General features: G+C 71.6%; 20 protein-coding genes and 1 riboswitch. Of the genes, 15 read left to right on the top strand and 5 right to left on the bottom strand.

Features of this window, described 5'->3' with window-relative positions; all coding sequences use genetic code 11:
• Positions 1–239: 239 nt before the first annotated feature.
• Together ABT299_RS39120 and ABT299_RS39115 are read left to right on the top strand one after the other, a co-directional pair.
• On the top strand, positions 240–1,586 hold the full coding sequence (locus tag ABT299_RS39120) for a lipase family protein (RefSeq protein ID WP_500253823.1): 1,347 nt from the start codon (positions 240–242) through the stop codon (positions 1,584–1,586).
• Between the two features lie 168 nt (positions 1,587–1,754).
• On the top strand, positions 1,755–2,231 hold the full coding sequence (locus ABT299_RS39115; protein ID WP_500190455.1) for a nuclear transport factor 2 family protein: 477 nt from the start codon (positions 1,755–1,757) through the stop codon (positions 2,229–2,231).
• Here ABT299_RS39115 and ABT299_RS39110 read toward each other — a convergent pair.
• Together ABT299_RS39110 and ABT299_RS39105 are read right to left on the bottom strand one after the other, a co-directional pair.
• Positions 2,228–2,620 carry a VOC family protein gene (locus tag ABT299_RS39110; RefSeq protein ID WP_190868753.1) on the bottom strand — a complete coding sequence of 131 codons (393 nt, stop codon included), beginning with the start codon at positions 2,618–2,620 and terminating at the stop codon, positions 2,228–2,230. The genes ABT299_RS39115 and ABT299_RS39110 overlap by 4 nt on opposite strands.
• Before the next feature lie 59 nt (positions 2,621–2,679).
• Positions 2,680–3,702, bottom strand: coding sequence for a hypothetical protein (locus tag ABT299_RS39105; protein WP_500253822.1), 1,023 nt, complete (start codon positions 3,700–3,702; stop codon positions 2,680–2,682).
• A 118-nt stretch (positions 3,703–3,820) separates the two neighbouring features.
• Between ABT299_RS39105 and ABT299_RS39100 the strand changes: the two genes are divergently transcribed.
• A complete protein-coding gene (locus ABT299_RS39100) occupies positions 3,821–4,408 on the top strand; it encodes a TetR/AcrR family transcriptional regulator (protein WP_500253821.1) in 588 nt (195 codons plus the stop codon).
• Between the two features lie 236 nt (positions 4,409–4,644).
• Complete coding sequence (locus tag ABT299_RS39095) at positions 4,645–6,510, top strand: serine/threonine-protein kinase (protein WP_500253820.1); 1,866 nt, start codon at positions 4,645–4,647, stop codon at positions 6,508–6,510.
• 12 nt (positions 6,511–6,522) lie between these two features.
• On the opposite strand, the gene ABT299_RS39090 is transcribed toward ABT299_RS39095, so the two are convergent.
• Positions 6,523–7,962, bottom strand: coding sequence for an OmpA family protein (locus ABT299_RS39090; protein WP_500253819.1), 1,440 nt, complete (start codon positions 7,960–7,962; stop codon positions 6,523–6,525).
• A gap of 203 nt (positions 7,963–8,165) precedes the next feature.
• The gene (locus ABT299_RS39085; RefSeq protein ID WP_190868749.1) at positions 8,166–10,001 is read right to left on the bottom strand and encodes an acyl-CoA dehydrogenase; all 1,836 of its coding nucleotides are present in this window, start codon (positions 9,999–10,001) and stop codon (positions 8,166–8,168) included.
• 501 nt (positions 10,002–10,502) lie between these two features.
• Between ABT299_RS39085 and ABT299_RS39080 the strand changes: the two genes are divergently transcribed.
• The 11 genes from ABT299_RS39080 (at position 10,503) to ABT299_RS39030 (ending at position 25,051) form a co-directional block, all read left to right on the top strand.
• Entirely contained in the window at positions 10,503–11,771 is a 1,269-nt protein-coding gene (locus tag ABT299_RS39080; RefSeq protein WP_206700393.1) for a glycosyltransferase family 2 protein, read from the top strand.
• Between the two features lies 1 nt (position 11,772).
• Positions 11,773–13,992: a right-handed parallel beta-helix repeat-containing protein gene (locus ABT299_RS39075; protein WP_500253818.1), complete on the top strand. Its 2,220-nt coding sequence runs from the start codon at positions 11,773–11,775 to the stop codon at positions 13,990–13,992.
• A gap of 1 nt (position 13,993) precedes the next feature.
• Positions 13,994–15,967, top strand: coding sequence for a right-handed parallel beta-helix repeat-containing protein (locus ABT299_RS39070; protein ID WP_500253817.1), 1,974 nt, complete (start codon positions 13,994–13,996; stop codon positions 15,965–15,967).
• A gap of 56 nt (positions 15,968–16,023) precedes the next feature.
• The gene (locus tag ABT299_RS39065) at positions 16,024–17,181 is read left to right on the top strand and encodes a right-handed parallel beta-helix repeat-containing protein (protein WP_387024261.1); all 1,158 of its coding nucleotides are present in this window, start codon (positions 16,024–16,026) and stop codon (positions 17,179–17,181) included.
• Positions 17,182–17,216: 35 nt separating this feature from the next.
• On the top strand, positions 17,217–18,377 hold the full coding sequence (locus ABT299_RS39060; RefSeq protein WP_500253816.1) for a right-handed parallel beta-helix repeat-containing protein: 1,161 nt from the start codon (positions 17,217–17,219) through the stop codon (positions 18,375–18,377).
• Positions 18,378–18,426: 49 nt separating this feature from the next.
• On the top strand, positions 18,427–19,755 hold the full coding sequence (locus ABT299_RS39055) for a UDP-glucose dehydrogenase family protein (RefSeq protein ID WP_190868088.1): 1,329 nt from the start codon (positions 18,427–18,429) through the stop codon (positions 19,753–19,755).
• Between the two features lie 112 nt (positions 19,756–19,867).
• Positions 19,868–19,934, top strand: a riboswitch (guanidine-III (ykkC-III) riboswitch).
• Between the two features lie 31 nt (positions 19,935–19,965).
• The gene (locus ABT299_RS39050; RefSeq protein WP_387024265.1) at positions 19,966–20,289 is read left to right on the top strand and encodes a DMT family transporter; all 324 of its coding nucleotides are present in this window, start codon (positions 19,966–19,968) and stop codon (positions 20,287–20,289) included.
• Between the two features lie 98 nt (positions 20,290–20,387).
• Positions 20,388–21,173 (top strand): sporulation protein, encoded by a 786-nt coding sequence (locus ABT299_RS39045; protein ID WP_190868084.1) that lies wholly within the window; start codon positions 20,388–20,390, stop codon positions 21,171–21,173.
• A gap of 78 nt (positions 21,174–21,251) precedes the next feature.
• The gene (locus tag ABT299_RS39040; protein WP_500253815.1) at positions 21,252–22,727 is read left to right on the top strand and encodes a hypothetical protein; all 1,476 of its coding nucleotides are present in this window, start codon (positions 21,252–21,254) and stop codon (positions 22,725–22,727) included.
• 67 nt (positions 22,728–22,794) lie between these two features.
• Positions 22,795–23,550 carry an SDR family oxidoreductase gene (locus tag ABT299_RS39035; RefSeq protein WP_190868080.1) on the top strand — a complete coding sequence of 252 codons (756 nt, stop codon included), beginning with the start codon at positions 22,795–22,797 and terminating at the stop codon, positions 23,548–23,550.
• A gap of 100 nt (positions 23,551–23,650) precedes the next feature.
• Positions 23,651–25,051 carry a hypothetical protein gene (locus ABT299_RS39030; protein WP_500253814.1) on the top strand — a complete coding sequence of 467 codons (1,401 nt, stop codon included), beginning with the start codon at positions 23,651–23,653 and terminating at the stop codon, positions 25,049–25,051.
• A 7-nt stretch (positions 25,052–25,058) separates the two neighbouring features.
• Here ABT299_RS39030 and ABT299_RS39025 read toward each other — a convergent pair whose 3' ends face one another.
• Positions 25,059–25,679, bottom strand: a complete 621-nt coding sequence (locus ABT299_RS39025; RefSeq protein ID WP_387024270.1) for a rhomboid family intramembrane serine protease — start codon at positions 25,677–25,679, stop codon at positions 25,059–25,061.
• Positions 25,680–25,767 lie beyond the last annotated feature (88 nt).

Genomic DNA, 25,767 nt, shown 5'->3' with positions numbered 1-25,767 from the left:
GCCCCCGCCCCCCCCGCCCCGGCGGCTAATGGCCCCACCCCCCCCGGCCCCGGCGCCCGGGGGGCTGTGGGATCCCGTCGACGGCGCGCGCCGTCCCGGCGCGCGCCTTCGTCATGCGCGGGGCGTTCCTGTCAGTCGCGCATGGATCGCGGGCCTCCGGATGTGCGCCCCGCCGATAGGAAACAAGATCCACGGATGACAGAGTAAGTGAGTTCTTATTGACCGTCCGTGGAGTGAGCATGAGGAGAACCGGATCCCTGGTGCGCGGGGTGCTGGCCGTGTCGTCGGCCGGCGTCCTCGCGGCGACCGTCCAGGCCGGACCGGGCCTGGCGGCGACTCCGGGCCCGGCGCCCGTGGTGTCCCGGGGCGTCACGATCCCGGTCTTCTACGACCCGCCCGCCGCGCTGCCGCGTACGAACGGCACGCTCGTCCGCACCGAGCCGCTGCCGCTCGGGCTGAGCCTGCCGGGGCTGGACGGCCGTCCGCTGCCCGGCAAGGCGACCCGGCTGATGTACAAGTCCACCGACTCCAACGGGAGGCCCGTCGCGGTGACGGGCGCCTACATCGAGCCCACGGCGGCGTGGAACGGCGGCGGCCCCCGTCCGCTGGTCGCCCTGGCCTCCGGGACGATGGGCCAAGGCGACCAGTGCGCCCCCTCGTACGCCCTGCAGAACCCGCTGACGCTGACCGGCGACACCATGTCCGTGGCCTACGAGGACCTGGCGATCTACCGGCTGCTGTCCACCGGCGCGGCCGTGGTCGTCACCGACTACGTCGGCCTCGGCGCCACCGACCGCCTCCACACCTACGTGAACCGCGCCGACGAAGGGCACGCCCTCCTCGACGCCGCCCGCGCCGCGCACGCCGTACCCGGGGCGTCCATCACGGCGAAGTCGAAGGTCGGGCTCTACGGCTACAGCCAGGGCGGCGGCGCCAGCGCCGCCGCGGCCGAACTCCAGCCGGCCTACGCGCCCGGCGTCCACCTCGCCGGCACCTACGCGGGCGCGCCGCCCGCCGACCTGACCGCCGTCATGAAGGGCATCGACGGCAGCGCGCTCGCCGGGGCGCTGGGCTGGTCGATCAACGGCTTCGCCCAGTCCGACCCCGCCCTGCGCCGCCTCATCGACGACAACATCAACGCGGCGGGCAAGGCCGCGCTCAAGGACATGTCCACGATGTGCGTGGGCGACGCGCTCTTCAAGTACGGCTTCACCTCCAGCACCAAGTGGAGCGTCAGCGGGAAGCCCATCGGCGACATCATCCCGGCCATCCCCGAGGCGCGGGCCGTCCTGGACAAGCAGCGCATCGGCACGCTCAAGCCCGCCGGGCCCGTCCGGCTGATGACGGGGGTCAAGGACGACATCGTCCCGCACGCGCAGGCACGGCGGCTCGCCGCCGACTGGTGCCGGCGGGGCGGCGACGTCAGCTACGTCCCCGTCGACCTGCCGAACCTCGGCGACAAGACGCTCCTGAACCACTTCGCGCCGCTCCTCCTCGACCAGGGCGACGCGGTCTCCTGGCTCACCGACCGCCTCACCGGCAAGCCGAGCCCCTCCACCTGCAAGACCCTGCCCACGCAGCCGTAGGCCCGGACAAGACGAGGGCGCGCGCCGACCCGGCGCGCGCCCTCGCCACGCTCGGCCGACCTCAAATAGTTCGTTGACGAATAATTCCCCAGCGAACTATCGTGACCCCTGCTCGGCCTCCGCACCGGCCGTCACCGACGGTGGGTGAGCTCTAGCGAGAGAAGCCCCATGCCCGAACCCCTGACTCCCCGCGAGGTCTTCCTGAAGCTCGTGCACGGCGTCTGCGAGGAACGCTGGGAGGAGGTGATCGACCTGTACGCCGAACGGACCCATGTCGAGCACCCCTTCCATCCGCTCGCGGCGCCGCCCATGCGCTCCCTCGACGAACTGCGCGCGCACTTCGGCGTCACCGCGCCGCCCGGCACCGGTCCAGGGCACACCCTGCGCCGCCGCCCGGCCGGAATCACCGTCCACGACACGGCGGACCCCGAGGTCATCGTCGCCGAGTTCCGGTACGAGGGAACCGTGGTGGAGACCGGCGAGCCGTTCACCATTCCCGCGATCTTCGTCCTCCGGGTCCGGGACGGGAAGATCGTCGAATCCCGCGACTACCTGGACCACCTGCGCTCCGCACAAGCCCGCGGCCACCTGGACGAGGTCCTCAACGCCGTCAGCCGACACCACACCCCCGCCCATGAGCACTAACGGTGGCAGACGGTCTCCAAAGTGACGCCGTCGTGGCCTTCCCAGAAGGTGGCGTAGTAGGTGGGGCCGTACTGCGGGAACTCCTGCGGCTCATAGAGCACATTCGCGCCCCGCTTGACCGCCCACTCATGAAGACGGTCGACCTCCTCCCGCGTCTTCACCATGAAAGCGAGGTGCTGGAGCCCCGGACGGTGGCGCGAGTACTCGCCGTCCTCCAATGCCGGATAGAAGAACAGATACGTGCCCGGCTTGCCGCCCGCCGGACGGTAGGAGAACTCCTCCTCGGTGGCGAAGAAGGTTTCGAAGCCGACCAGGGGCATCAACTCGTCGTAGTACGCCTTGGCTTGGCCAAGGTCGCGGACATTTACGCCAAGGTGGCCTAGAGGCATCCGCCGATCATAGACGCCGCCAGGAGACCTCGATTCGGTCGCCAAGGGGAGAAGGCAGCTCAGCGGTGGGTGCGGGGGTGGGTGGCGAGGGTGTGGAAGGCGGCTTTGGGTTCCCAGGGGAGGCCGGTGGCGGGTGTGGCGGTGCCGGGTTCGAGGATTTTGACGATGCCGTAGCTGGCCTTGTCGAAGTCGCGTTCGGGGTCGGACGACGTGGGGAGGTCGCGGCGGGCGAAGGTGTTGACGAAGGCCGCGTCGACGCCGGCCTTGTCGTAGATGTCGAGGAGTTCGCGGATGTAGTCGGCCTGCTCCTGCTCGTCGCGGACGAGGGGCTTCGTCATGCGGACGGGGCGGGCGCGGTCGTCGTATTCGAGCACGGATTCGCCGTGCCCGCCGAGGTCGGCGGAGCCGCGGTGGGTGGTGCAGCCGAACTCGGTGACGGCGAACGGATTGCCCTGCGACGTCTGCCCGGCGAGGTGCTCGGCGAAGCCGGGCGCGGTGTTCGCGTCGCGGTATCCGGCGTCGGTGGCGATCACGTCGAACGGGGCCCAGTCGACGCCTTCGAACGGCAGTGACGCGTAGCCGACGGGGCCGGCGAAGCGTTCGCGGACGGCGGCGACGGCCCGGCCGAGGAAGGCGTTCACGCGGGGGTGCAGGTCGGGGAGCAGCGCGCGGAAGCGGGCGGGGTCCGTCATCACGGCCACCCGGGCGTGGAGGTCGTCGCCGGGCAGGAAGCCGTGCGTGAACAGGGTGATCTCGGAGCCGGTGAGGAAGACGACGGACGCGCCGGAACGGCGGATGCGCTCGGCGCGTTCGGCGCCGTCGAGGATGAACGCCATCAGCTCGTCCGGGGTGAGGCCGTTGGTGAACGGCGAGTACCAGACCTCCAGGCCGGCGTCGGCGGCGTGGCGCGCGGCGGTCTCCAGGCGATCCTGGACGCCGCCGGTGATCCGGACGGCGTCGCAGCGCAACTTGTCCCGGATGATCCGCATCTCGCGGCGGACCAGGTCCGGGTCGAAGGGCTCGTGGGTGGTGGTTCCGGCGGACGTGAAGCCGGTGTCGTAGGTGATGCCGTAGGCGCGCACGGTTCTCCGATCGGTGGTCGCTATACGGTACGTGAAGTACCTTATGCCAGGATCTGGCGCGCTGTTCATGGTTGGAGCGCGGAGGTGTTTCGAGTACGGTTCGTACTCTGGAGGTGGGATGTCGGGGACGAGGCGGCGGGGTGCGGCTCTCGAGGAGGCGATCCTTCAGGCGGCGGCCGACGAGATGCGCGAGTCCGGCTACGCGGGGATGACGATGGACGCCGTCGCCCGGCGCGCCGCCACCAACAAGAACGCCATCTACCGGCGCTGGCCGAACCGGGCGGCGCTCGGTGTCGCCGCGTACCGGCGGCTCGCGCGCGCGCAGTTGACCGTGCCGGACACCGGGACGTTGCGGGGCGACGCACTGGAACTGCTCCGGCGGGCGAACGCGACATGGTCGTCACCCCAGGGCGCCGTACTGAGGGAACTGCTCACGGCCGCCGGGGACGATCCGCAACTGCTGGGCCTGCTGCGCGAGCAGTCCGGCGACAGCACCATGGACAACGCGTGGCTTGCACTGCTCGGCCGCGCGGTGGCGCGGGGCGAGGCCCCGCCGGAAGCGGTGCACCCGCGCGTGGCTTCACTACCGATGACGATGCTGCGCGGCGAGTACGCGGTGCGCGGCCTGCCCGACGCCCCGGACACCGTGCTGACCGAGATCGTGGACGAGGTGTTCCTGCCCCTGGTGCGGGGGCGCGCCGGGTAGGCGGACCCCGTTTTCGGTCTGGTACTTATCCCGGCCGCGATGATCTCTATACCGCGAGGCGGAAAAGGCCGGACGCAAGAATCCGCACATCGACGTCGGCGGATACGGTTCGCCGAAGCGCGCCTTTTTCGGATATGGCGGCGAGAATAAGATCTCCGCAGGGCAGCCGTGGCCGGCGCGTTCGGTTCGACCGGCCGCGAGCGAGCGGCCCGTTGCGCCGGGTTCCCTGAATTCACATGGACGAGAGCATGGACGGCTGGCACGTCGAGGGGTACACCGAGGTCCGCGAACTCGGGCACGGAGGCCAGGGGCGGGTCGTCCTGGCGCGGGACGACGCAACGGGCGCACCCGTGGCGATCAAGTATCTGGCCGGTGGCGCGGACGAGGCGGACCGGGAGCGGATGCGCCACGAGGCCCGCATGCTCGCGCAGGCCGACAGCCCCCATGTCGCCCGCCTGCACCGGCTGGTGGAGGGCGCGGACGGCGTCGCGATCGTCATGGAGGCGGTCGACGGCGTGTCGCTCAAGGAGCTTCTCGAGCGGAACGGGGCGCTCGGGCCCGAGGCGTCCCTGGCCGTGCTGAAGGGCTCGCTGCTGGGCTTGGCGGCGGCGCATGAGCTGGGCGTCGTCCACCGCGACTACAAGCCCGCCAACGTCATCGTCCCGGCGGACGGCACGAGCCGGCTGGTCGACTTCGGCATCGCCGTGCGGGCCGGGCGGGAGGCGGGCGGCTCGGGCACCGCGTACTACATGGCGCCCGAACAGTGGGACCGGCACATCGCCCGGCCTGCCGGCGACGTGTACTCGGCCACCTGCGTGTTCGTGGAATGCGTCAGCGGGCGGCGGCCCTACAGGGGTGACCGGCGGGAGTTGAGGCGGGCGCATCTCACGGCGCCGGTGCCGGTCGAGAGCGTCCCCGAGCCGCTGCGTCCGCTGGTCGCGGCCGGGATGGCCAAGGAGCCGGACGACCGGCCGGCGAGCGCCGCCGCCTTCGTCGCGGACCTGGAACGGACCGCCCGGGAGGCGTACGGGCCGGATTGGGAGGAACGGGGCGTCCGCAGGCTCGCGGCGGCCGCCGCGGCCCTCGCCGCGCTGTTCCCGCTCGCCGCCTGGCTGCTTCCCGGCGGCCAGGCCGCGGGGCACGCGGTGGGTCAGACGGCAGGTCACGCAGCGGGGCAGGCCACGAGTCATGCGGCGGGCCATGTCGCTGCGCAGGGCACCAACGAGACGGTCGGCCACCTCACCGCGCAGAGCGCCAAGCACGGCGCCGGAAAGGCGGCGGGGACGGGCGCGAAGGGAGCCACCGTCGGGGCGAAGGGCCTGCTGGCGGCCGCGGCCGGGACGGCGGCGGTTGTCGCCGCCGGCGCCGTCGTCGCGACCACGGCCGGGCACGGGTCGGGCGGGAAGCACCGCGCCGGCGCGCCGTCCGCCGTCACCGTCGCCGCCGTCCGGAACTGCACCACCACCACCTACTCCGGCGCGACGGCGACGACGATGACGCCGTCCCCCGGGCCCGCGAAGGTGCGGCTGCCCGAGCAGGTCAAGCTTCCGAAGGGCGCGGCCGTCTTCCGCAGCCAGGTCGGGCAGTACCTGATCGCACCCGCCGCCGAGCAGTGCGCCGGGTCGTTGGGGGTGGACGGCGGCGGAGAGACGGACATCCCGGCACGCGGCGGAACCGGGGGCGCGGGGCCGACCGGGACGATCACCCAGGTCCTGCCGGGCGGGGTCGGCTCGAAATATCAGACGGACTGCGACTACTTCCCCGACTCCCCGGAGGGGCAGGAGCAGGGCGAATGCCGGCCGCCGCTGCCCGTGCAGGCCGTCCCGACCGGAGTGCCGTCCGTGCGGGCGTCCATCCGGAAGGACCAGCTGACGAACGGCGGCCCGCCGAGCCCGTACGTGGCCGTGTCCTTCGCGACGATGGACGCCAACGGGTGGCCGACGGTGGTCGGCTGCACCAAGCCGTGGGCGCAGGCCGACCTCTGCACGGCCGCGTTCACCTACGCGTTCGTGCAGGCGGTCGAGAAGGCGCACGCGCCCAAGGCCGACCTGGATCGGGCGGCCAAGAGCATCGCGGCGTTCGTCGCGTCCGCCAAGCAGTGACGCGGTGCGCGGTCACGAGACGGGGACGTTGAGGACCTTCCCGAACGGCCCGCCGTCGAAGACCACCGACGAGACGTTCCCGGGCGGGGCCGGGACGTAGATGAACCCGCGCTGCGGCTGGTTCACGGCGGTGAGGAAGGTGGCGCGGCCCGGGTCGACGTAGACGGCGGGCTTGCCGGGGTCGCCGGGGCCGACGCGGACGGCCCGGTACACGTCCTTCCCGCCCTGCGCGAGGACGGAGAACGACGTGAACGCGCCGCCCGGGTAGTCCTTGTGGGCGTAGGCCGCGTCGGGCGGGGTGGTTCCGGGACCCTCGTCGGTGATGGTGAAGACGCAGACGATGTAGGCGCCGTCCCGGTAGAACGGCTTGACGTCCAGGCGGCGCTTGTCGGCGCCGAACCGCCCGTACCGGCTGGCGACGGTGTTGCCGTCCTGGCCGTGGAAGGCGGCGGGCGCGACCGCGCCGCCGCGCCCGCCCGCGGCCGCGGTGCTGGAGCCGGTGGTCCCGCCGGTCTGCTGCCGGACGACGTAGGAGATCTCGACGCGGCGGTTGCGGGCGCGGGCCTGCGCGTCGTCCTTGCCGCCCTCCTTCGCAACGGGCTCGGCCTCGCCCTTGCCGTGCGCGGAGTACTTGAACGCGTTGCCGAGCCGCTTCTTCATCTCGCCCATGACGGCTTCGGCGCGCTGGCGGGACAGCTTGAGGTTGTAGGAGTCGCCGCCCTTGCTGTCGGTGTGGCCGTCGAAGGTCAGCGGCCGCTTGTCCGGGTCGGCCTTCGCCTTGATCTCCTGCGCGGCCTCGTCCAGGACGGACTTGGCGCGGCCGGACAGCTTCGCCGAGTTGAACGCGAACAGCACGTCGGTGCGCAGGTTCATCGTGACGTCGGTGCCGCTGGACGTGACGTCCTTGATCTCGCCCTCGGTGATGTCGTACAGCTCCGCCGGGTTCCCGCCGGACGCCCCGGCCCCGGAGCCCGCCGCGGGCGAGTCCCCCGTGCCCGTCACCGGGATGCCGGTGTACTCCCCCGCCGTGCCCGGGGTGATCGCGGTGACCTTCTGGACGGTCTGCGGGATCGCCGGGTACTCGGCCTGCATCTGCCGGGTGGCGTTGGGCGCGAGCTGCGCGGCGCTGGTGGTCGCGGTCGGCTTGTACAGCTTCCCGGCGACGGGGTCGAGCAGGGCGATCTCGACCGGCACCGACTTCGGCGCCTGGTCGAGCGAGGTCAGGCTGTACTTCAGCACGGACTTGGCGCCCTGCCGCTCGACGCCGGTGATCGCGAGCCGGGCGTGCAGGCCGTCCGCGCCGCCGAACCACCCCTCCTTGGTGTACCCGGCCGCCGCGGTCGTCGCCGCGGGCGCGGCGGGCGCGCCGCCCTTGGCCGTCGGCGGGTCGCTCTTGCTCGCCTTGCCGGAGTCGGAGCAGCCCGCGGCGACCAGCACCCCGGCGAGGGACACGGCCAAGGGGACGGTTAAGGAAAGGCGCTGCGCGCTTCGGTGATCCCGCTGTCGGCTTACCGGCATCGGCTTCTCCGGTTCGGTTCGGGGGGAGGGGCGGGGACGGCGCCCACAGTAGTGACCCGGCCGCGGGAACGGCAGCGGCCCCCGCCACACGGGGTGGCGGGGGCCGCTGTTCCCTGTCCGCGGGAGGCGGAGGGGTCTCAGAAGGCCTCTTCGGGCAGCTCCATCACGTCCAGGGTGGTGGCCTCGGTGACGGCGCGCTCGGACGCGAGCCGCGGCAGCACCGTCTGGCAGAAGAACTGCGCGGCGGCGACCTTGCCGGTGTAGAACGCCTTGTCGGCGTCGGAGACGTCGCCGCCGCCGAGGGCGGTGAGGGCGACCTCGGCCTGCCGGCACAGCAGCCACGCGACGATCAGGTCGCCGAGGGCGAGCAGCAGCCGGGAGGTGTTGAGGCCGACCCGGTACAGCTCCTTCGGGTTCTCCATCGAGCCGAGCGCCCACCCGATCATCGGGTTCAGGATGCCCTGCACGTCGTCGAGGGCCTTGCCGAGCAGGGCCCGCTCGTTCTTCAGCCGGCCGTTGCCGGCGTCGGACTCGGCGAACGCCTGGATCTGCCCGGCGAGCACCTTGAGGGCCTCGCCGTTGTCCCGGAGGATCTTGCGGAAGAACAGGTCCTGGCCCTGGATCGCGGTGGTGCCCTCGTACAGGGTGTCGATCTTGGAGTCGCGGATGTACTGCTCGACCGGGTACTCCTGCAGGAAGCCGGAGCCGCCGAAGGTCTGCAGGGACTCCGCGCCGAGCAGCGCGTAGGCCCGCTCGGAGCCGAAGCCCTTGACGATCGGGAGCAGCAGGTCGTTGACCTTCTCGGCCTGCTCGTCCTTGCGGCCCTCGAACTCGGCGATCTGCACCGCGTCCTGGTAGGTGGCGGTGAGCTGCACCAGCGCCCGCATGCCCTCCGCGTACGCCTTCTGGGTCATCAGGCTGCGGCGGACGTCCGGGTGGTGGGTGATCGTCACGCGCGGGGCCGACTTGTCGGTCATCTGCGTCATGTCGGCGCCCTGGACGCGCTCCTTGGCGTACTCCAGCGCGTTCAGGTAGCCGGTGGACAGCGTGGCGATCGCCTTGGTGCCGACCATCATCCGGGCGTACTCGATGACGAGGAACATCTGCTTGATGCCCTGGTGCACGTCGCCGACCAGGTAGCCGACCGCGGGGTGCTTCTCGCCGAGGGTGAGCTCGCAGGTCGTGGAGACCTTGAGGCCCATCTTCTTCTCGACGTTGGTGACGTAGGCGCCGTTGCGCTCGCCGAGCTCACCGGTCTCCACGTCCACCAGGTACTTGGGGACGAGGAACATCGACAGGCCCTTGGTGCCGGGGCCGGCGCCCTCGGGGCGGGCGAGCACCAGGTGGAAGATGTTCTCGGCCATGTCGTGCTCGGCCGAGGTGATGAAGCGCTTGACGCCCTCGATGTGCCAGGTGCCGTCGGGCTGCTGGACGGCCTTGGTGCGGCCGGCGCCGACGTCGGAGCCGGCGTCCGGCTCGGTCAGCACCATCGTGGCGCCCCACTGCCGCTCCAGCGCCAGCTCGGCGAACCTCTTCTGCTCCGGGGTGCCGATGTGCCACAGGATCTGGGCGAACCCGGGGCCGGAGGCGAACATGTAGACCGCCGGGTTGGCGCCGAGCACCTGCTCCGCGACGGCCCAGGTCAGCGAGCGCGGGGCGCCGCTGCCGCCGAACTCGGGGGCGAGGTCGAGGCGGTACCACTCGGCGTCCATCCACGCCTTGAACGACTTCTTGAAGCTCTCCGGCATCTGGACGGTGCCGGTGGCGGGGTCGAACTTCGGCGGGTTGCGGTCGGCGTCCTCGAAGGAGTCGGCCAGCGGGCCCTCGGCGAGCCGGTTCACCTCGTCGAGGATGCTGCGCACCGTGTCCTCGTCCAGGTCGGCGTACGGTCCGCTGCCGAGGAGGTCCTGGCGCTTGAACACCTCGAAGAGGTTGAACTCCAGGTCCCGGAGGTTGCTCTTGTAGTGCCCCATTCGAGACTCCGTCTGGTCCGGCGGCGCCGGCCGGCCCCGCACGTCTACTGGTCAGTAACTCATCATCATGCTACCCGCTGGTAACCAGTGGCAACCACCCCGAACCGGACGGCTCGCGGGACGCAGGCCACAACGCGGCCCGGCACGGCCGCTAAACGTGACGCGAATCACACGTCCCGTACCGGCGCGTAGAAATAAGCGGTCAAATGGACATTTTTTGGACCCCGATCCCTATACACGACCACTGACTTCCAGTCGGGTGTTTCCGAATCGTGGCGTCCGCGCGTCCGGCTCCTTACGAACGCGTCGATCGACGAACGATCTCCCGCTTTCCCTTGACAGTTGATCAAGACGCACGATAAAGGGCCCGGCGCAAGTGGCAGGTGTGGCCGAATCTGGCAAATGTGAACCATTTGCTGCGCTGCTCACTCTTACTGGAGGTGGCACGGGGTCGCAATGGTCGGCGAATCCGCCGATGCCACGGAAGAGAGAGGACCTGTCTTGTCGTCTGTCACGGGGTGGCTGAGTGACGCCTGGAGTTCGGTCGCGGGGGCGACGGCCGGAGGCGACTGGCGGAAGTTCGTTCCGCTGGGCTTCGCCGGGCTGCTCGTCTGGGGGCTCTGGCTCTACCGGGTGATCCTGTCCCGCATGGACAAGCCGGTGGTCAACAACTTCCGGACGACCGTCTCGGTCGTGGTCCCCTCCTACCGCGAGGACCCCGAGATCCTCATCCGCTGCCTGGAGAGCTGGCTCGCCCAGAACCCCAGCGAGGTCATCATCGTGATCGACGTCGGCGACACCGAGGGGCACCGGCGCCTCGCCCAGGTCACCGACCCGCGGCTGCACGTGCTCGTCTACGAGCACGCCGGCAAGCGCTCCGCGCTCGGCGTCGGCATCCGCGCCGCCCGCGGCGAGGTCATCGTGTTCGCCGACTCCGACACGTGGTGGCAGCCCGGCCTGCTCGACGCGGTGCAGATGCCCTTCGAGGACCCGCAGGTCGGCGGCGTCGGCACCCAGCAGAACGTGTACCAGCGCACCACCAGCGTCTGGCGCCGCGTCGCCGACTGGCTGGTCAACCTGCGCTACTACGACTACGTCCCCGCCATGGGCTCCAAGGGCGGCGTCGCCTGCCTGTCCGGCCGCACCGCCGCCTACCGCCGCTCGGTGATCCTGCCGGTGGTGGAGAACCTCGAGAACGAGTTCTTCCTCGGCCGCCGCTGCATCGCCGGCGACGACGGCCGGCTCACCTGGCTCACCCTGTCGCAGGGCTACAAGACCGTGCACCAGTCGTCGGCGCGCGCGATCTCGATGTTCCCCGACTCGTTCCGGGCCTTCTTCAAGCAGCGCATCCGGTGGAGCCGCAACTCCTACCGCTGCTACCTCACCGCCCTGTGGAAGGGGTGGCTGTGGAAGACGCCGTTCGTCACCAAGGTGACCGTCCTGCAGATCCTGCTGACCCCGGTCACCATGGCCGTCACCCTCGGGTACCTGATCTTCAGCCGGCTGGCCGACAACTTCACCCCGCTCGGCATCACGCTCGCGCTCGGCTGGGTGCTGCTCGGCCGCGGCATCCGCGGCTGGTCGCACCTCAAGCGGCACCCCGGCGAGATCCTGCTGCTGCCGCTGACCGTGTTCGTCGTCATCGGCATCTCGCTGCCGATCAAGCTGTACGCGTTCGTCACGATGAACAAGCAGGGCTGGCTGACCCGCACCGCCGACCAGGTCGGCGGCGCCGGGCAGAGCGCGAGCTCGCTCCAGGGAGTGGGCTGAGGTGACGCACCCGAACCTCCGCCCGCGCCTGCCGAGCGTCTCAGGGCGGGGCCTCGCCGCGGCCGCCGTCGCGCTCGGCCTGGGGCTCGTCCCGCTCGGGCTCCTGCCCGGGACACCGACGCCGCGCGCGCACGCCGACCCGGTCGCCGACGCCAACCGGCAGGCCGCGCTGGTCGACCAGGAAGACCAGCGGATCATGCAGACGCGGTCCGTGCTGTCCGCGATCCTGATGATCGGCGGGCAGGCGACCGCGCAGTGGAAGCGGCCGCAGATCTTCGGCTCCGCGCAGGGCAAGACGCTGGTCCTGCCCGCGACGCCCACCGGACGCCCCTACACCGTCGCCGACCTCGCCAAGTACGGCGGGCAGTACTTCCGCCGCCAGGGCGACGGCTCGTTCCTGCTCGGCATCCACGTGTTCGTCGCCGACGGCGCGAAGCTGCTGCTCGCCAGCGGGACGAGCCCGCTCGTCCTGCGGATGGGCAGCCTGCCGGGCGCGTTCAGCTCCATCGTCAGCTTCGGCGGCACCATCCAGATCAAGGGCACCCAGCGCGCCCCGGTGCAGATCATCAGCTGGAACCCGCGCGTCAACGCCCCGGACCGGCAGGTCGCCGACGGCCGCGCCTACATCCGCGCCGTCGGCGGCGAGTTCCGGATGGACCACACCAAGGTCAGCGACCTCGGCTTCTGGAGCGGCCGGACCGGCGGCATCGCGCTGACCGGCACCGACCGCCCGTCCAGCGCCACCAAGCACCTGAACAAGCAGCAGCGGCACGAGGCCAAGAAGAAGCGTCAGCAACAGCAGCAGAACGGCGGCAGCACCGGCGGCGGCCCCGGCGACATCGAGACCGAGACGCCCGGCGGCACCGCGACGCACGTCCCGGCCGCCGACCTCGTCACCGGGTCGATCACCAACAGCACCGTCACCGGCGACGCGTTCGGGCTGTTCGTGTCCGGCTCCAACCAGACCCAGATCACCAGCAACGAGATCCAGAACAGCCTGGTGAACGGGCTGGTCATGCACCGGTTCGCGAAGAACGCCAACATCGCGAACACGACCGTGCGGGGCAGCCGCGGCGACGGGTTCGTGCTGTCGCGTGCCACCGAGAAGATCCGCGTCACGAACTGCACCGCGGAGAAGAACGGCCACGACGGCTTCACGCTGAACGGCAAGGCGCTCGCCGACGGGCCGTCCGCGTCCGGCGAGTCGCTGGAGAGCTTCGGCGACAGCTCGATCAACAACAGCCTGGCCAAGGACAACGGCCACTACGGGATCGAACTGCTCGGCGGCGACAAGCTGTCGGTACAGAACAGCAAGGTCATCGGCGGCGACATGGGCATCGTCGTCCGGGACGCCGCCACCAACGTGCAGATCTCCGGCAACCAGCTGACCGGGCAGGTCCGGCAGGGCATCTCGCTGCGCGACGGGGTGCGGGACGCGAACCTCGCCGGCAACACCGTCGACGGCGCCCGCACCGGCATCTACCTGCGCTCCTCGTCGGCGACGCTGCTCGGCAACACCGTCAAGGGCGCGAGGGCGCACGGCATCTCGGTGATCGGCTCGGCGGGCGGCTCGCAGATCCGCGACAACACGCTCAGCGGGTCCGGCACCAGCGCGGTCAGCACGTCCCGGTCGCACGGGAAGGTCGTCAAGGAGGACAACAACGACGACGGCTGGCACGACACCGCGTCGCTGTGGATGAAGGTCCAGCGGTACCTGACGCCGCTGAACGTCATCTGGACGTGCGTGTTCGCGGTCGTCATCTTCTCGATGGTCCGGGCCCGCAACGACCGGCAGCGGATCGGCCGGCTCGGCCTGCACCCGTACACGCTGCAGCAGCCGCTGGAGAAGCGGCAGGTGTGGAGCCTGCCGCGGCGGTCGGCGCATCCGCAGCCGCGGCCGATGCCCGCGCGGCCCGGCCCGATGCCCGGCGCGATGCCGGGCGCCCCCGCGATGGCGGGCGCCGGGGCCGGCGGCCTCGGCGGGAACCCGCTCGCCGCGGCGCCCGGACAGCCGGTCGCCGGGCGGCACGCCGTGCCGCCGCCGGGCGGGCCGTCCGCCTCGCCGACGGTCCCCGGCAACGTCCCGCGGCCCGCGGTGCCGCAGCCGGTCGCGCCGCACGCGTCGCAGACGACCGGCCCGCGCCCGGTGCCGCCGCCGGCGACGCCGCCGCACCCGACGCCGCGCGGCGGCGTCCCGCAGCCGCAACGAAGGGGTGTCTGACATGAGCGGGCCGACTCCGGCACCGGCCGGGCCCGCGGGGCCGCGGCACGGCGCCGCGCCCGGGAAGAAGAAGGGCGGCGCCGGCAAGGTCGTCGTGACGCTGCTCGTCCTGGGCCTCGCGGGCGGCGGCACCTACGCCTACCGCGTCTACTCTCAGCAGGGCTCCGGGCTGCCGGGCGTCGACGACGTCGCGCCGAGCGCGGCGCGGCAGCAGTCGACGCTGGTCGACCAGGAGGACCTGCGGGTCATGCAGATCCGCGCGAAGCAGGAGTCCGACCTCGCGGGCGGCGGCGCGGCCGCCGCGGCGGCCCGCCAGCCGCGGCTGATGACCTCGGCCACCGGGCGGACGCTGATGCTGCCGCAGCGCCGGCAGCCGTACTACGTCTCCGAGCTGCAGAAGCTCGCCGGGCAGGACTTCCAGAAGCAGAGCGACGGCTCCTACCTGCTCAGCGTCAACATCATGGTCGCGGCCGGCGGCAAGCTGATCCTGCAGAGCTCCACCGGGCCGCTGACGATCCGGATGCGCAGCGTGCCCGGCTCGTTCACCTCGATCGTCAGCGCGGGCGGCACCGTCCGCATCAACGGGTCGGCGCAGAACCCGGTCCGCTTCACCAGCTGGAACGACGACACGAACAAGCCGGACACGCAGGTCGCCGACGGCCGCGCCTACATCCGCGCGATCGGCGGCACGTTCGAGATGCACTACACGCAGGCGTCCGACCTCGGGTTCTGGAGCGGCCGCACCGGCGGCGTCGCGCTGACCGGCTCGGACCGCCCGGACTCGTCCGCCGAGCTGTCGGACGCCGGGCCCGCGCACCGGGTGCAGCTCCCGGACGGCCAGCAGGAGGCGACGCAGGGCGACCGCCAGCGGGTCCAGGTCACCCCGGCGGGCGCCGCCGGCAGGGGCGGCACGTTCGAGGTCCCGGCGGCGAGCCTGGTCAGCGGGACGATCGACCACTCCCGCTTCGACGGCGACGCCTACGGGGTGTTCGTCACCGCGTCCAACCAGGTACAGATCACCAACACCGCCATCAGGAACAGCCTGGTCGACGGGGTGCTGCTGCACCGGTTCGCGAAGAACGCGACGATCGAGAACACCACCGTCACCGCCAGCCGCGGCGACGGCTTCGTGCTGTCGCGCGGGACCGAGGGCGTCCGCGTCACCAACTGCACGTCGAACGGGAACGGCGGCAACGGGTTCACGCTGAACGGCGAGCCGCTCGCCGAGGGGCCGTCGGCGTCCGGCGAGGCGATCACCAGCTTCGGCAACAACCTGGTGGGCAGCAGCGTCGCGACGGACAACGGGCGCTACGGGGTGGAGCTGCTCGGCGGCACCGGCGTCGCCGTGCAGAACAGCCGGATCACCGGCGGCGACATGGGCATCGTGGCGCGCGAGAAGGGCACCCGCATCCAGATCGCCGGGAACCAGGTGAAGGGCTTCTCCCGGCAGGGGATCGTCGTCCGCGACGGGATGGCTGCCGCGACGGTGTCCGGCAACGTCGTCACCGGCGGGAAGACCGCCCTGTACGTCCGCGACGCCAACGGCACCTTCAACGGCAACACGGTGCAGTCGGCGCACCGGCACGGGATCACGCTGCGCGGCGACGTCACCGGGTCCGTCATCACCGGCAACACCCTGAGCGGCGCCGGCACGAGCGTGATGGACGTCGACCGGGCCACGGGCAAGTACCAGAACGCCAACAACAACATCAAGGGATGGCACAAGACCGCGGGCTTCGTGACCTGGCTGAAGCGGATCTTCAAGCCGATGAACGTCATCTGGGCGGGCGTGTTCCTGCTGGTGGCCATCTCCATGTTCCGGTCCCGCGGCACGCGGCTGCGCATCGGCAGCCTCGGCGCCCACCCGTATTCGGCGCAGGACAAGCTCGAGGAACGGCCCGTGCGGCTGCTCCGCCGCGCCGATACCGTCCCCTCCCAGGACGGTCAGCGAGTCGGTGCGCGCGCGGGACGCTAGCCCGGCGCCCACGGCGGCACGACGCACCAGAGCGGTCATCCAAGGAGTAGTTCAGCATGACGATCAAGATCGACGTCAAGTTCCTCATCGGCCTCGCGGTCGGCGCGCTGGTGGCGGCCGGGCTGGTGATCCTGTTCACCAGCGGGGGCGGCGGGGACGACTCGAAGAAGACGTCCGCGGACGGCCGGATCAGCCCCGCCCCGCAGGGCGGCGGCGACCAGGGCGGCGACCAGGGCTCCGGGGACGGCGACGGGGACGGCGGCGCGGGCGGCGGCGCGCAGGCCGGCGCTCCGCTGACGCTGCCCGTCCCCGACGGCGGCGGGAAGGTCGCCTGCCCGAAGCCGACCAAGACCGTCGGCGACGCGAACGCGCTCCAGCAGGCGCTGAAGGGCGCGCAGGCCGGCGACGTCATCAAGATGAACCCCGGGAAGTACGTCGGCAAGTTCGTCGCGACCGCGTCCGGCACGCAGCAGCAGCCGATCTTCCTGTGCGGCGAGCAGGGGTCGGTCATCGACGGCGGCGGCGTCAAGAAGGGCTACGGCTTCCACCTGGACAAGGCGAACTACTGGCGGCTGATCGGCTTCACCGTCCAGAACAGCCAGAAGGGCGTCGTCGGCGACACCACGAACGGGTCGGTCATCCAGGGCCTGAACGTGCACGACATCGGTGACGAGGGCATCCACGTGCGCGACTTCTCCACCGGCAACACCATCCAGTACAACAAGATCTTCAACACCGGGCTGCGGCGCGAGAAGTTCGGCGAGGGCGTCTACCTCGGCACCGCGCAGTCCAACTTCAAATCGGTCTCCGGCGGCAAGGTCGACAACAGCGACAACAACGTGGTCCGCGGCAACGTCATCCGCGCCACCGCGGAGGCGGTCGACATCAAGGAGGGCACGAAGGGCGGCAAGATCCTCAACAACGTGTTCGACGGGTCGAGGACCGGCGGCGACAAGCACAACGACTCGTGGGTCGACGTCAAGGGCAACGGCTACCTGATCGAGGGCAACAAGGGCGACAAGACGCCCGCGGACGGCTTCCAGGTGCACCAGATCATCAACGGCTGGGGCACCGGCAACACCTTCCGCAACAACACGATCAACCTGGACGGCGGCAAGGGCGTCGGCATCAACGACACCGTCGGCGGCAACACGATCGCCTGCAACAACAAGGTGACCGGCGGGCGGCTCACCGCGAAGGGCAAGTGCTCCTGACGCGCGGGGGCGCGTGACGCGGGGCGGGGTGGACCGTGAAGATTGATGTGAAGTTCGCCGGCGTGCTGGCCGTCGGGGCCGTCGCGACCAGCGCCGTGGTCGTGCTGGCCACCCAGGGCGGCGGCAAGGGCAAGAACGCCGCCGAGAGCGACCCCTTTCCCGGAACGGGGAAGGGCGCGCGCGCCGGCACGGGGAACGGCGCGGGCGCCGGTGCGGGCGCCGGGGCCGGGGCGGGCTCGGGGGCCGGCTCGGGGAGCGGGATCGGGCAGCCGGCGCCGGCGATGCCGCTGCCGTCGTCGTACCAGCGGATCGCGTGCCCCAAGGCGACCGTGACCGTGCACGGAGCCGTCCAGTTGCAGGAGAAGCTGAACACGGCCGCGCCCGGTGACGTCATCCGGCTGGCCCCCGGCCGGTACGCGGGCCGGTTCTCCAGCCAGAGGTCCGGCACCCGCGCGAAACCGATCTTCGTGTGCGGGACGCCGCAGTCGGTGCTGGACGGCGGCGCCCTCTCCAAGGGCTACGGCTTCCACCTGCAGAACGCGAGCCACTGGCGGCTGGTCGGCTTCACCGTCACCCGCAGCCAGAAGGGCGTCATGCTCGACGGCACCAGCGGGACGGTCGTGCAGGGGCTCACCGTCCACGACGTCGGCGACGAGGCCGTCCACCTGCGCGATTTCAGCACCGGCAACGCGGTGCAGTACAACATGATCACCCGGACGGGCCGGGCGAACCCGCGCTTCGGCGAGGGGGTGTACCTCGGCTCGTCGCACAACAACTGGGGCCAGGTCACCCAGGGCAGGCCGGACGCGAGCGACGCCAACCTCGTCGCCGGGAACCGGATCACCGCGACCGCGGAGGCGGTGGACATCAAGGAGGGCACGTCGGGCGGCCGGCTCGTCGGGAACGTCTTCGACGGCTCGCAGCTCTCCGGCGGGAGCGTCAACGACTCGTGGGTCGACGCCAAGGGCAACGGCTACGTCATCGAGGGCAACCGCGGGACCGGAACGCTCAAGGACGGTTTCCAGACCCACGAGGAGTACAAGGGCTGGGGGACCGGCAACGTCTTCCGCCGCAACGTCATCGACCTGGGCGGCGGCAAGGGCGTCGGGATCTTCCTCGGTTCGGACGGCAACACGGTCGCCTGCGACAACCGCGTCACCGGCGGCCGACTGACCAACAAGGGCACGTGCTCCTAGAGCCATCGGGAGCCGTCCCTTCCGTCAGCTGTGAAGAAGGAGAAGCGCAATGAACCCGACGGAGTCCCCGCGGCTCACCGTCATCGGCACCGGCTACCTCGGCGCCACGCACGCCATCTGCATGGCCGTGCTGGGCTTCGAGGTCCTCGGCGTGGACGTCGACCAGCGGAAGGTCGACCGGCTCGCGTCCGGCGAGGTGCCGTTCTTCGAGCCCGGCCTGCCGGAGCTGCTCACCAAGGCGCTGGAGTCCGGGCGGCTGCGGTTCACCACCTCCTTCGAGGAGGCCGGCGAGTTCGGCGACGTCCACTTCCTGTGCGTGGGGACGCCGCAGCAGCCGGGATCCGACGCCGCCGACCTCACCTACGTCGACGCGGCGGTACGCGCGCTCGCGCCGAACCTCACCCGGCGCGCGCTGGTCGTCGGGAAGTCGACGGTGCCGGTCGGCACGGCCCAGCGCATCACCGGCGTCCTCCACGACCTCGCCCCGGCGGGCGAGGACGTCGAGCTGGCGTGGAACCCCGAGTTCCTGCGCGAGGGCTTCGCCGTGGACGACACGATGCGCCCCGACCGGCTGGTGTTCGGCGTCGCGTCCGACTGGGCGCTGGAGCGGCTGGAGGCCGCGTTCCGGCCGATCCTCGACCTCGGCACCCCGGTGGTCCGCACCGACCTCGCGACCGCCGAGCTGGTGAAGGTCGCCGCGAACTCCTTCCTCGCCACGAAGATCTCCTACATCAACGCGATGGCGGAGGTCTGCGAGGCGGTCGGCGCCGACATCAAGCACCTCGCGGACTCGCTCGCGCTGGACGACCGGATCGGCGGCAAGTTCCTCAAGCCGGGCCTCGGCTTCGGCGGCGGCTGCCTGCCGAAGGACATCCGGGCGTTCGCGCACCGCGCGGAGGAGCTCGGCGTCGGGCAGGCCGTGTCGTTCCTGCGCGAGGTCGACGACATCAACCGGCGGCGGCGCGCCCGCACCGTCGACCTCGTCCGGGAGATGCTCGGCGGGATCTCCGGCAAGCGGATCGCGGCGTGGGGCGCGGCGTTCAAGCCGAACTCCGACGACATCCGGGACGCGCCCGCGCTGGACGTGGCGCGCACCATGCACGGGCTCGGCGGGCACGTCCGGGTGTTCGACCCGGCCGCGCTCGACAACGCGCGGCGGGCGTTCCCGGAGCTGCGCTACGGCGACAGCGCGCTCGACGTCGCCCGGGACGCCGACGTCGTCGTGCTGCTGACCGAGTGGTCCGACTTCAAGGAGATCGATCCGGAGGCGCTGGCGCAGGTCGTCCGGCACAAGCGGATCGTGGACGGCCGCCACGCGCTGGACGCCGAGCGCTGGCGGGCCGCCGGCTGGGAGTACCGCGCGCTGGGACGCTCCTGAGGCCGCGTTCCCCGCGTCCTCCATGTTCCCCGCGTTTCGCACGTTTCGAGGTTCCCGCCGGTGACATCGGCCACCGGCGGGAACACCCCGCACCGCGGAGCCGTTGACGCGGTCGAGGGCCCCTGAGCGGGCCGTCCCGGACGAGGTGCGCCGTACCCGGAAAGCGAAGACGACGCGTGACCGTGCCGTCTCACGCATCCGGGAGTCACCATGGCGTGGATCCTCGTCATCCTCGCGGGCCTGTTCGAGGTCGCGATGGCGCTGTGCCTGAAGGCCAGCAAGAACTTCTCCGAGTGGCTGCCGTCCGCCGGATTCCTCCTCTTCGCCGTGGCCGGTTTCGGCCTGCTCAGCCATGCGCTGAAGTCGCTGGAGGTCGGCACCGCGTACGCCGTCTGGGTCGGGATCGGCGCCGTCGGCACCGCCGCGCTCGGGATGCTGGTCATGGGCGACCAGGTCTCCGCGGTGAAGATCGGCGCGCTCGCCTGCATCATCCTCGGCGTCATCGGCCTCAACCTGGCCGGTGGGGGCCACTGATTCGCCTTACGACCTGCCGTTAAGGAACGTAATCTCCCGTAAGCGCGTCTATGCGACGACGGGAGCACCGGGGGTGCTCGGACACGGGAGGACGGACCTTGGTCTTCAAGAAGCTGCGGCAGGCGATGGGCATCGGCGGGCCCTCGATCGAGACGACCCTGCACGACCCGAACACCACCCCGGGCGGCGTCGTGACGGGCGAGGTCGTCATCGTCGGCGGCCAGTACAACTCCGACATCAAGTCGGTGAACCTCGCGCTGCGCACCCGGGTCGAGGTCGAGACGGACGACAGCGAGTACACCTCCAACATCGAGTACTCGAAGATGCCGGTCGCGGGCGGTTTCAAGCTGGAGGAGGGGATGCGGCACAGCGTCCCGTTCCAGTTCCCGATCCCGTGGGAGGCGCCGCTCACCCACATGTACGGGCACCCGCTGCACGGCACCACCGTCGGCATCGCCACCGAGCTGGAGGTCGCGGGCGCCCTCGACCCGGGCGACCTCGACCCGATCGCCGTGCACCCGCTGCCCGCGCAGGAGCGCATCCTCGCGGCGTTCTCCAACCTCGGCTTCCACTTCCGCAACGCCGACTGCGAGAAGGGCCGCATCTGGGGCGTGCACCAGGAGCTGCCCTTCTACCAGGAGATCGAGTTCCACCCGCCGCACCACTACTCGCACGGCATCAACCAGCTCGAAGTGACGTTCGTGTCGTACCCGCAGTCGATGGAGGTCGTCCTGGAGCTGGACAAGCGCGGCGGCGTCTTCACCGAGGGCCACGACGCGTTCAGCCGCTTCACCGTCGACTACGCGACCGTCGAGCACACCGACTGGGAGCGCGAGCTGGACGGCTTCCTCCAGGAGGCCGGCCGCCGCCGCGGCTTCTTCTAAGCCCTGACCTGGGGGGACGACGCGGACCCCCTCCGCGGTGTTGATCGCGGAGGGGGTCTCCCCGTAGAAAGGGTTCCCGTGCCGCACCCCCCTGGCCTCAGCGAACCGCCCGGTCTCAGCGCCGCCGAACGCCGGCTGTGGGCCGCGTTCCCGACCGGCGCGCGCGTCGTCCTCGGCGACGACCGTCCCGCCGGGCCGCTGCCCGACCGGATCGTCCGGGCGGAGGTCATCAACCGGCTCCTCCTCGGCGCGGGCGAGACCCGGACCGGCGCCGTCGCCGCCGTCCGGCTCACCGGCGCGTACATCACCGGGTGCCTGGACGTGTCGAACGGCACCGTCGAGCATCCGCTGCGGCTGGAGCGGTGCCGCCTCGTCGAGGCGCCGCGCCTGTCGAACGCGCGCACCGGGCAGCTGCGGTTCGCCGAGTGCCGGATGCCGGGCTTCGACGGCGGCGGCCTCCAGGCGGACGGGTTCCTCAGCCTGTCCGGCTCGGAGATCGAGGGCGAGGTGCGGCTGCCGCGCGCGCAGCTGCTCGGCGGGTTCCGCATGAACGGGACCCGCATCACCGCGTCCGCGCCGGACAAGTGGGCGCTGTTCAGCGGCAGCATGGTCGTCGAGGTCGGGCTGTTCGCCCGGAACGCCGATATCACCGGCGGGGTCCGGTTCGTCGGCGCGAAGATGAACGGCGGGCTGTTCATGGAGGGCACCACGCTGTCCAACCCGGGGCGGATCGCGCTGGACGGGCAGAACATGGTGGTCGAGAACACCTGCGAGTTCAGCGCCGGCTTCCGCGCGATCGGGACGGTCCGGCTGCGCAGCGCCCGCTTCAACGGCATCCTGTCGTTCTCCAAGGGGATCCTCGACTCCGCCGACCCGAAGCGGATGGCGCTGCACGCCAGCCACATGGTCTGCGACGAGCTGCTGCTGTGGCCGTCGGAGAAGATCAAGGGCCGGGTGTCGCTGTCGTACTCGAAGATCGACCTGATCATGGACCATCCGTCGATCTGGCCGGACGAGCTGTACCTGAACGGCTTGACGTACCAGACGCTGCGCGGCGGCGGGTTCAAGGACCGGCTGAGCTGGGTGTCCCGCGATCCCGAGTTCCACCTCCAGCCGTACGAGCAGCTCGCCGCCTGGTACCACGGCATCGGCCACGACGTCCTGGCCCGCAAGGTGCAGCTCGCCAAGCTGCGCGCGCGCCGCCGGAAGGTCCACGCGGTCAGCCGGGTGTGGAACCTCGTCCTGGACTGGACGGTCGGCTACGGGTACCGGCCGTGGCTGGCGTTCGCGTGGTTCGCGGTGCTGGTCGCCGTCGGGACCACGGTGTTCTCCCTCGACCATCCGAAGGGGATCAAGCAGCCGGCGGAGCAGCCGCACTTCCACGCGCTCGTCTACAGCCTCGACCTGCTGATCCCGATCGACACGTTCGGGCAGCAGCAGGCGTTCGACCCGCAGAACTGGTCCCGCTGGGTCGCCTACGCGCTGATCGCGACGGGGTGGGTGCTCGCCACCGCGCTCATCGCGGGGGTCACCCGCGTCCTGCGCCCGAACTGACGTGGCCGAACCGGGGCGGCGCCCCGCGCGTCCACGGGGGTACGGAGATCGAGGAGAATGGGGCCCCATGGGCACGTATCTGATCACGGGGGCGACCGGCGGCATCGGCACCGCGGTCGCGGAGCTGCTCCGCGAGCGCGGGCACGACCTGGTCCTGACCGGCCGCTCCCCCGACCGGCTGGCCGAGCTGGCCGGGAAGCTGCGCACCGGCGCCGCGCACGCCGCCACCCAGTCCATCGCGATCGCGCCGGGCGCGCCGCCCGCCGCCGCGTCGGGCGCGTCCATCACCACGGTCCCGCTGGACCTCACCGAGCCGCGGCGGATCGAGGCGGTGCTCGCGGGGGCGGAGCTGCCCGGCCGGCTCGACGGCGTCGTCCACGCGGCCGGGGTCGTCCATCTGTCGCCGGTCGCCGAGCTGGAGGCGGACGAGTGGATGGACCACCTGTCGGTGAACCTGGTGTCCGCCGCCGAGGTGACGCGGCTGCTGCTGCCCGCGCTGCGCGCCGCCGAGGGCCACGTGGTCTTCGTCAACTCGACCGCCGGGCTGCGCGCCAACCCGGAGTGGTCGGCGTACGCGGCGAGCAAGTTCGGGCTGCGCGCGCTCGCCGACTCGCTGCGGGCGGAGGAGCCGTCGCTGCGGGTCACGACCGTCTATCCGGGGCGGACGGCCACGGAGATGCAGCGGAAGGTGCGCGCGCAGGAGGGCCACCCGTACGCGGAGGACGACTTCGCCGCGCCCGGCACGGTGGCGCGCGTGCTGGTCGCCGCGCTGGAGACGCCCCGCGACGCCGTCGTGTCGGATGTGACCGTACGTCCGAACTAGCGGGTTCCCGGCGGTCTGGGGGGTTATAGGGATGTCCAATATTTTCTGATAGATCCCCATAACTCGCTTGCCGTGCGCGCGGCCGGGCAGTGCCCGGCCCGTGACGCAGAGTTATTCACGGCCCGAGGACGCCGGCCGCCGGATCCCCGGCGACGGTCCGGAACCCGGCGGGACGCACCGGCCGCCGCCCCGCTTGCCGCGGACGTGGCGCCGCCGCCGGCTCCCGGCGGTGTGGCCGTCCTGGCGCGTGCGGTTCGCGGACGTCGCGGCGCCGCACCCGCTCGACCGGCCCTGGGCGCGGGCGGTGCTGCTCGTCGCGGTCGCGGTCCTGCTCGGGTCCGGGCTGTGGCTGCTGCGCTGGTCGGGGACCGCGCCCACCGCCACGCCCGACACCTTCTGGTACGCGCGCGACGCGTTCCGGTACGCGGGCTGGTCGGAGCCCGCCGCCGACCGCGCCGCGGCGGACATCACCTGCGGCGGCCTGATGCGGGGACCCTCGCGCCCGGCGGGGACGCGGCCCGACTGCGTCCGGTACCGGACCGCGCTGCCCGGCGTGGCGCCGGAGCGCTTCCAGCGGATCTTCACCTCGCGTCCGGGCTATCCGCTGCTCACGGTGCCGTTCGTCCGGGTGATGGGCACGGCCGGGTTCAGCGCCGCGACGGCCGCGCTGGGGGTGGCGTGCGGCCTCGCGGCCGTCCTGCTGGCGCTGGCGATCGGGCTGCGGCCTCTCCAGGCCCTGGTCGCGGAGGCCCTGTTCTTCCTGCTCCCGACCGGTTTCTGGGGCAGCCGCCTGCTCGCCGAGGCGCCCATGATGCTGTGCGTGATGCTCGCGCTGACCGGTGCCGTGCTGGTGCTGCGCGAACGCGCCGCGATCGCGGGATCGGCGCTGCTGGCCGGCGCGCTCGCGCTGCTGTGCGTCGTCAAGCCCGCCAACGGCGTCGTGCTGGCCACCGCGCTCGCGGTCGGCGCCGTGCTCCTGCTCCCGGTCTTCGCGTCGCGGCGGGCGTTTCTGGCCGTCGCGGGCGTCGCCGTGCTCGTCCTCGCGGGCAACCTGTGGATCGGCTCCGCCCTGCACCTGCCGGGCGTCCACGAGACACTCCAGGACACCTTCACCAGGCATTTCCGGCATCCCGACGTGCCCGACCCGTGGCACCGGCTCTCGGCCGCCGCGGGGAAGCTGTGGAGCGGCGACATCGGCCCCGCGATGCTGGAGAACCCGCTGATCCCGGCCGCGTTCCTGTTCGCCGCCGCCGGCCTGGTCTCCCGCGTCCGCTGGGACGCCGCCTGGCCCGTCGCCGCCGCGGGCCTCACCGGCGCGGCGATCGCCTCGCTGCACCCGCTCGTCGACGAGCTGCCGCGGCTGTCGGCGGTGGCGTGGATCCCCGTCGCCTTCGGCCTGGCCGCCCTGACGGCCCGCAGCGCCGAACGGCCCGACGAGGACGTCCCGTCCCGTCCCAAGCGCCTCGAAGCGGAGACGGCCGACCTCACACCCGGCGGGTGACCGGCTCTCACACCCCGCGGACGACCTCCTGGCGCTCGACGCGGCTCCGGCGCAGGAACCACGCGCCCAGCACGCCGCCGATCAGCCCGAACAGGTGGCCCTGCCAGGAGATCGTCGGGTCGTTCGGGACCACGCCGACCAGCATCGTCCCGTAGACCGCGACCACCAGCACGGCGATCACGACGTCCAGCACCCGCCGCTCGAAGATCCCGCGCCCGACCAGGTAGCCGAAGAACCCGAAGATCAGGATGCTGGACCCGAGCGTGTTCGCGGAGCTGAAGAACCACACGCCGAGCCCGCCGACCACGATGATGATCAGGCTCGCGGCCAGGAACTTCGCGATCCCCCGCGCCGCCGCGATGAACCCGAGGATCACGAACGGGATCGTGTTGGCCATCAGGTGCGGGAAGCCCGCGTGCATGAAGGGCGCCGTGAAGATGTCCGGAAGGTCGTCGACGTCGTGCGGCTGGATGCCGAACTGGTCCAGCGCGCCGTTGTCGAGCACGTCGATGCCCTCGAGGACCCACATCACGACCGTCACCGAGCCGATGAGCACCGCCGCCGACAGCGCGCGCGTGCCGGCCTTGACGAGCCCGTCGGAGCGTTGTCTGTCGGGGGTGTAGCTCATGTCGCCACCGTATGACCGATCGATCCTGCCGTCACCGGGGTCAACGTACATATCCCCACGAAGGTGCCCGATGGTGAACGCTATTCGG

It is taken from the genome of Spirillospora sp. NPDC000708 (assembly GCF_040299565.1).
Lineage (GTDB): Bacteria > Actinomycetota > Actinomycetes > Streptosporangiales > Streptosporangiaceae > Spirillospora.
This window is presented reverse-complemented; position numbering and strand designations above follow the sequence as displayed.

Excerpts from the sequence above, each read along its gene's own strand:
- ABT299_RS39120 (WP_500253823.1), top strand. The coding sequence starts at position 240 with ATGAGGAGAACCGGATCCCTGGTGCGCGGGGTGCTGGCCGTGTCGTCG.
- ABT299_RS39115 (WP_500190455.1), top strand. The coding sequence starts at position 1,755 with ATGCCCGAACCCCTGACTCCCCGCGAGGTCTTCCTGAAGCTCGTGCAC.
- ABT299_RS39110 (WP_190868753.1), bottom strand. The coding sequence starts at position 2,620 with ATGCCTCTAGGCCACCTTGGCGTAAATGTCCGCGACCTTGGCCAAGCC.
- ABT299_RS39100 (WP_500253821.1), top strand. The coding sequence starts at position 3,821 with ATGTCGGGGACGAGGCGGCGGGGTGCGGCTCTCGAGGAGGCGATCCTT.
- ABT299_RS39095 (WP_500253820.1), top strand. The coding sequence starts at position 4,645 with ATGGACGAGAGCATGGACGGCTGGCACGTCGAGGGGTACACCGAGGTC.
- ABT299_RS39085 (WP_190868749.1), bottom strand. The coding sequence starts at position 10,001 with ATGGGGCACTACAAGAGCAACCTCCGGGACCTGGAGTTCAACCTCTTC.
- ABT299_RS39070 (WP_500253817.1), top strand. The coding sequence starts at position 13,994 with ATGAGCGGGCCGACTCCGGCACCGGCCGGGCCCGCGGGGCCGCGGCAC.
- ABT299_RS39065 (WP_387024261.1), top strand. The coding sequence starts at position 16,024 with ATGACGATCAAGATCGACGTCAAGTTCCTCATCGGCCTCGCGGTCGGC.
- ABT299_RS39055 (WP_190868088.1), top strand. The coding sequence starts at position 18,427 with ATGAACCCGACGGAGTCCCCGCGGCTCACCGTCATCGGCACCGGCTAC.
- ABT299_RS39050 (WP_387024265.1), top strand. The coding sequence starts at position 19,966 with ATGGCGTGGATCCTCGTCATCCTCGCGGGCCTGTTCGAGGTCGCGATG.
- ABT299_RS39035 (WP_190868080.1), top strand. The coding sequence starts at position 22,795 with ATGGGCACGTATCTGATCACGGGGGCGACCGGCGGCATCGGCACCGCG.
- ABT299_RS39025 (WP_387024270.1), bottom strand. The coding sequence starts at position 25,679 with ATGAGCTACACCCCCGACAGACAACGCTCCGACGGGCTCGTCAAGGCC.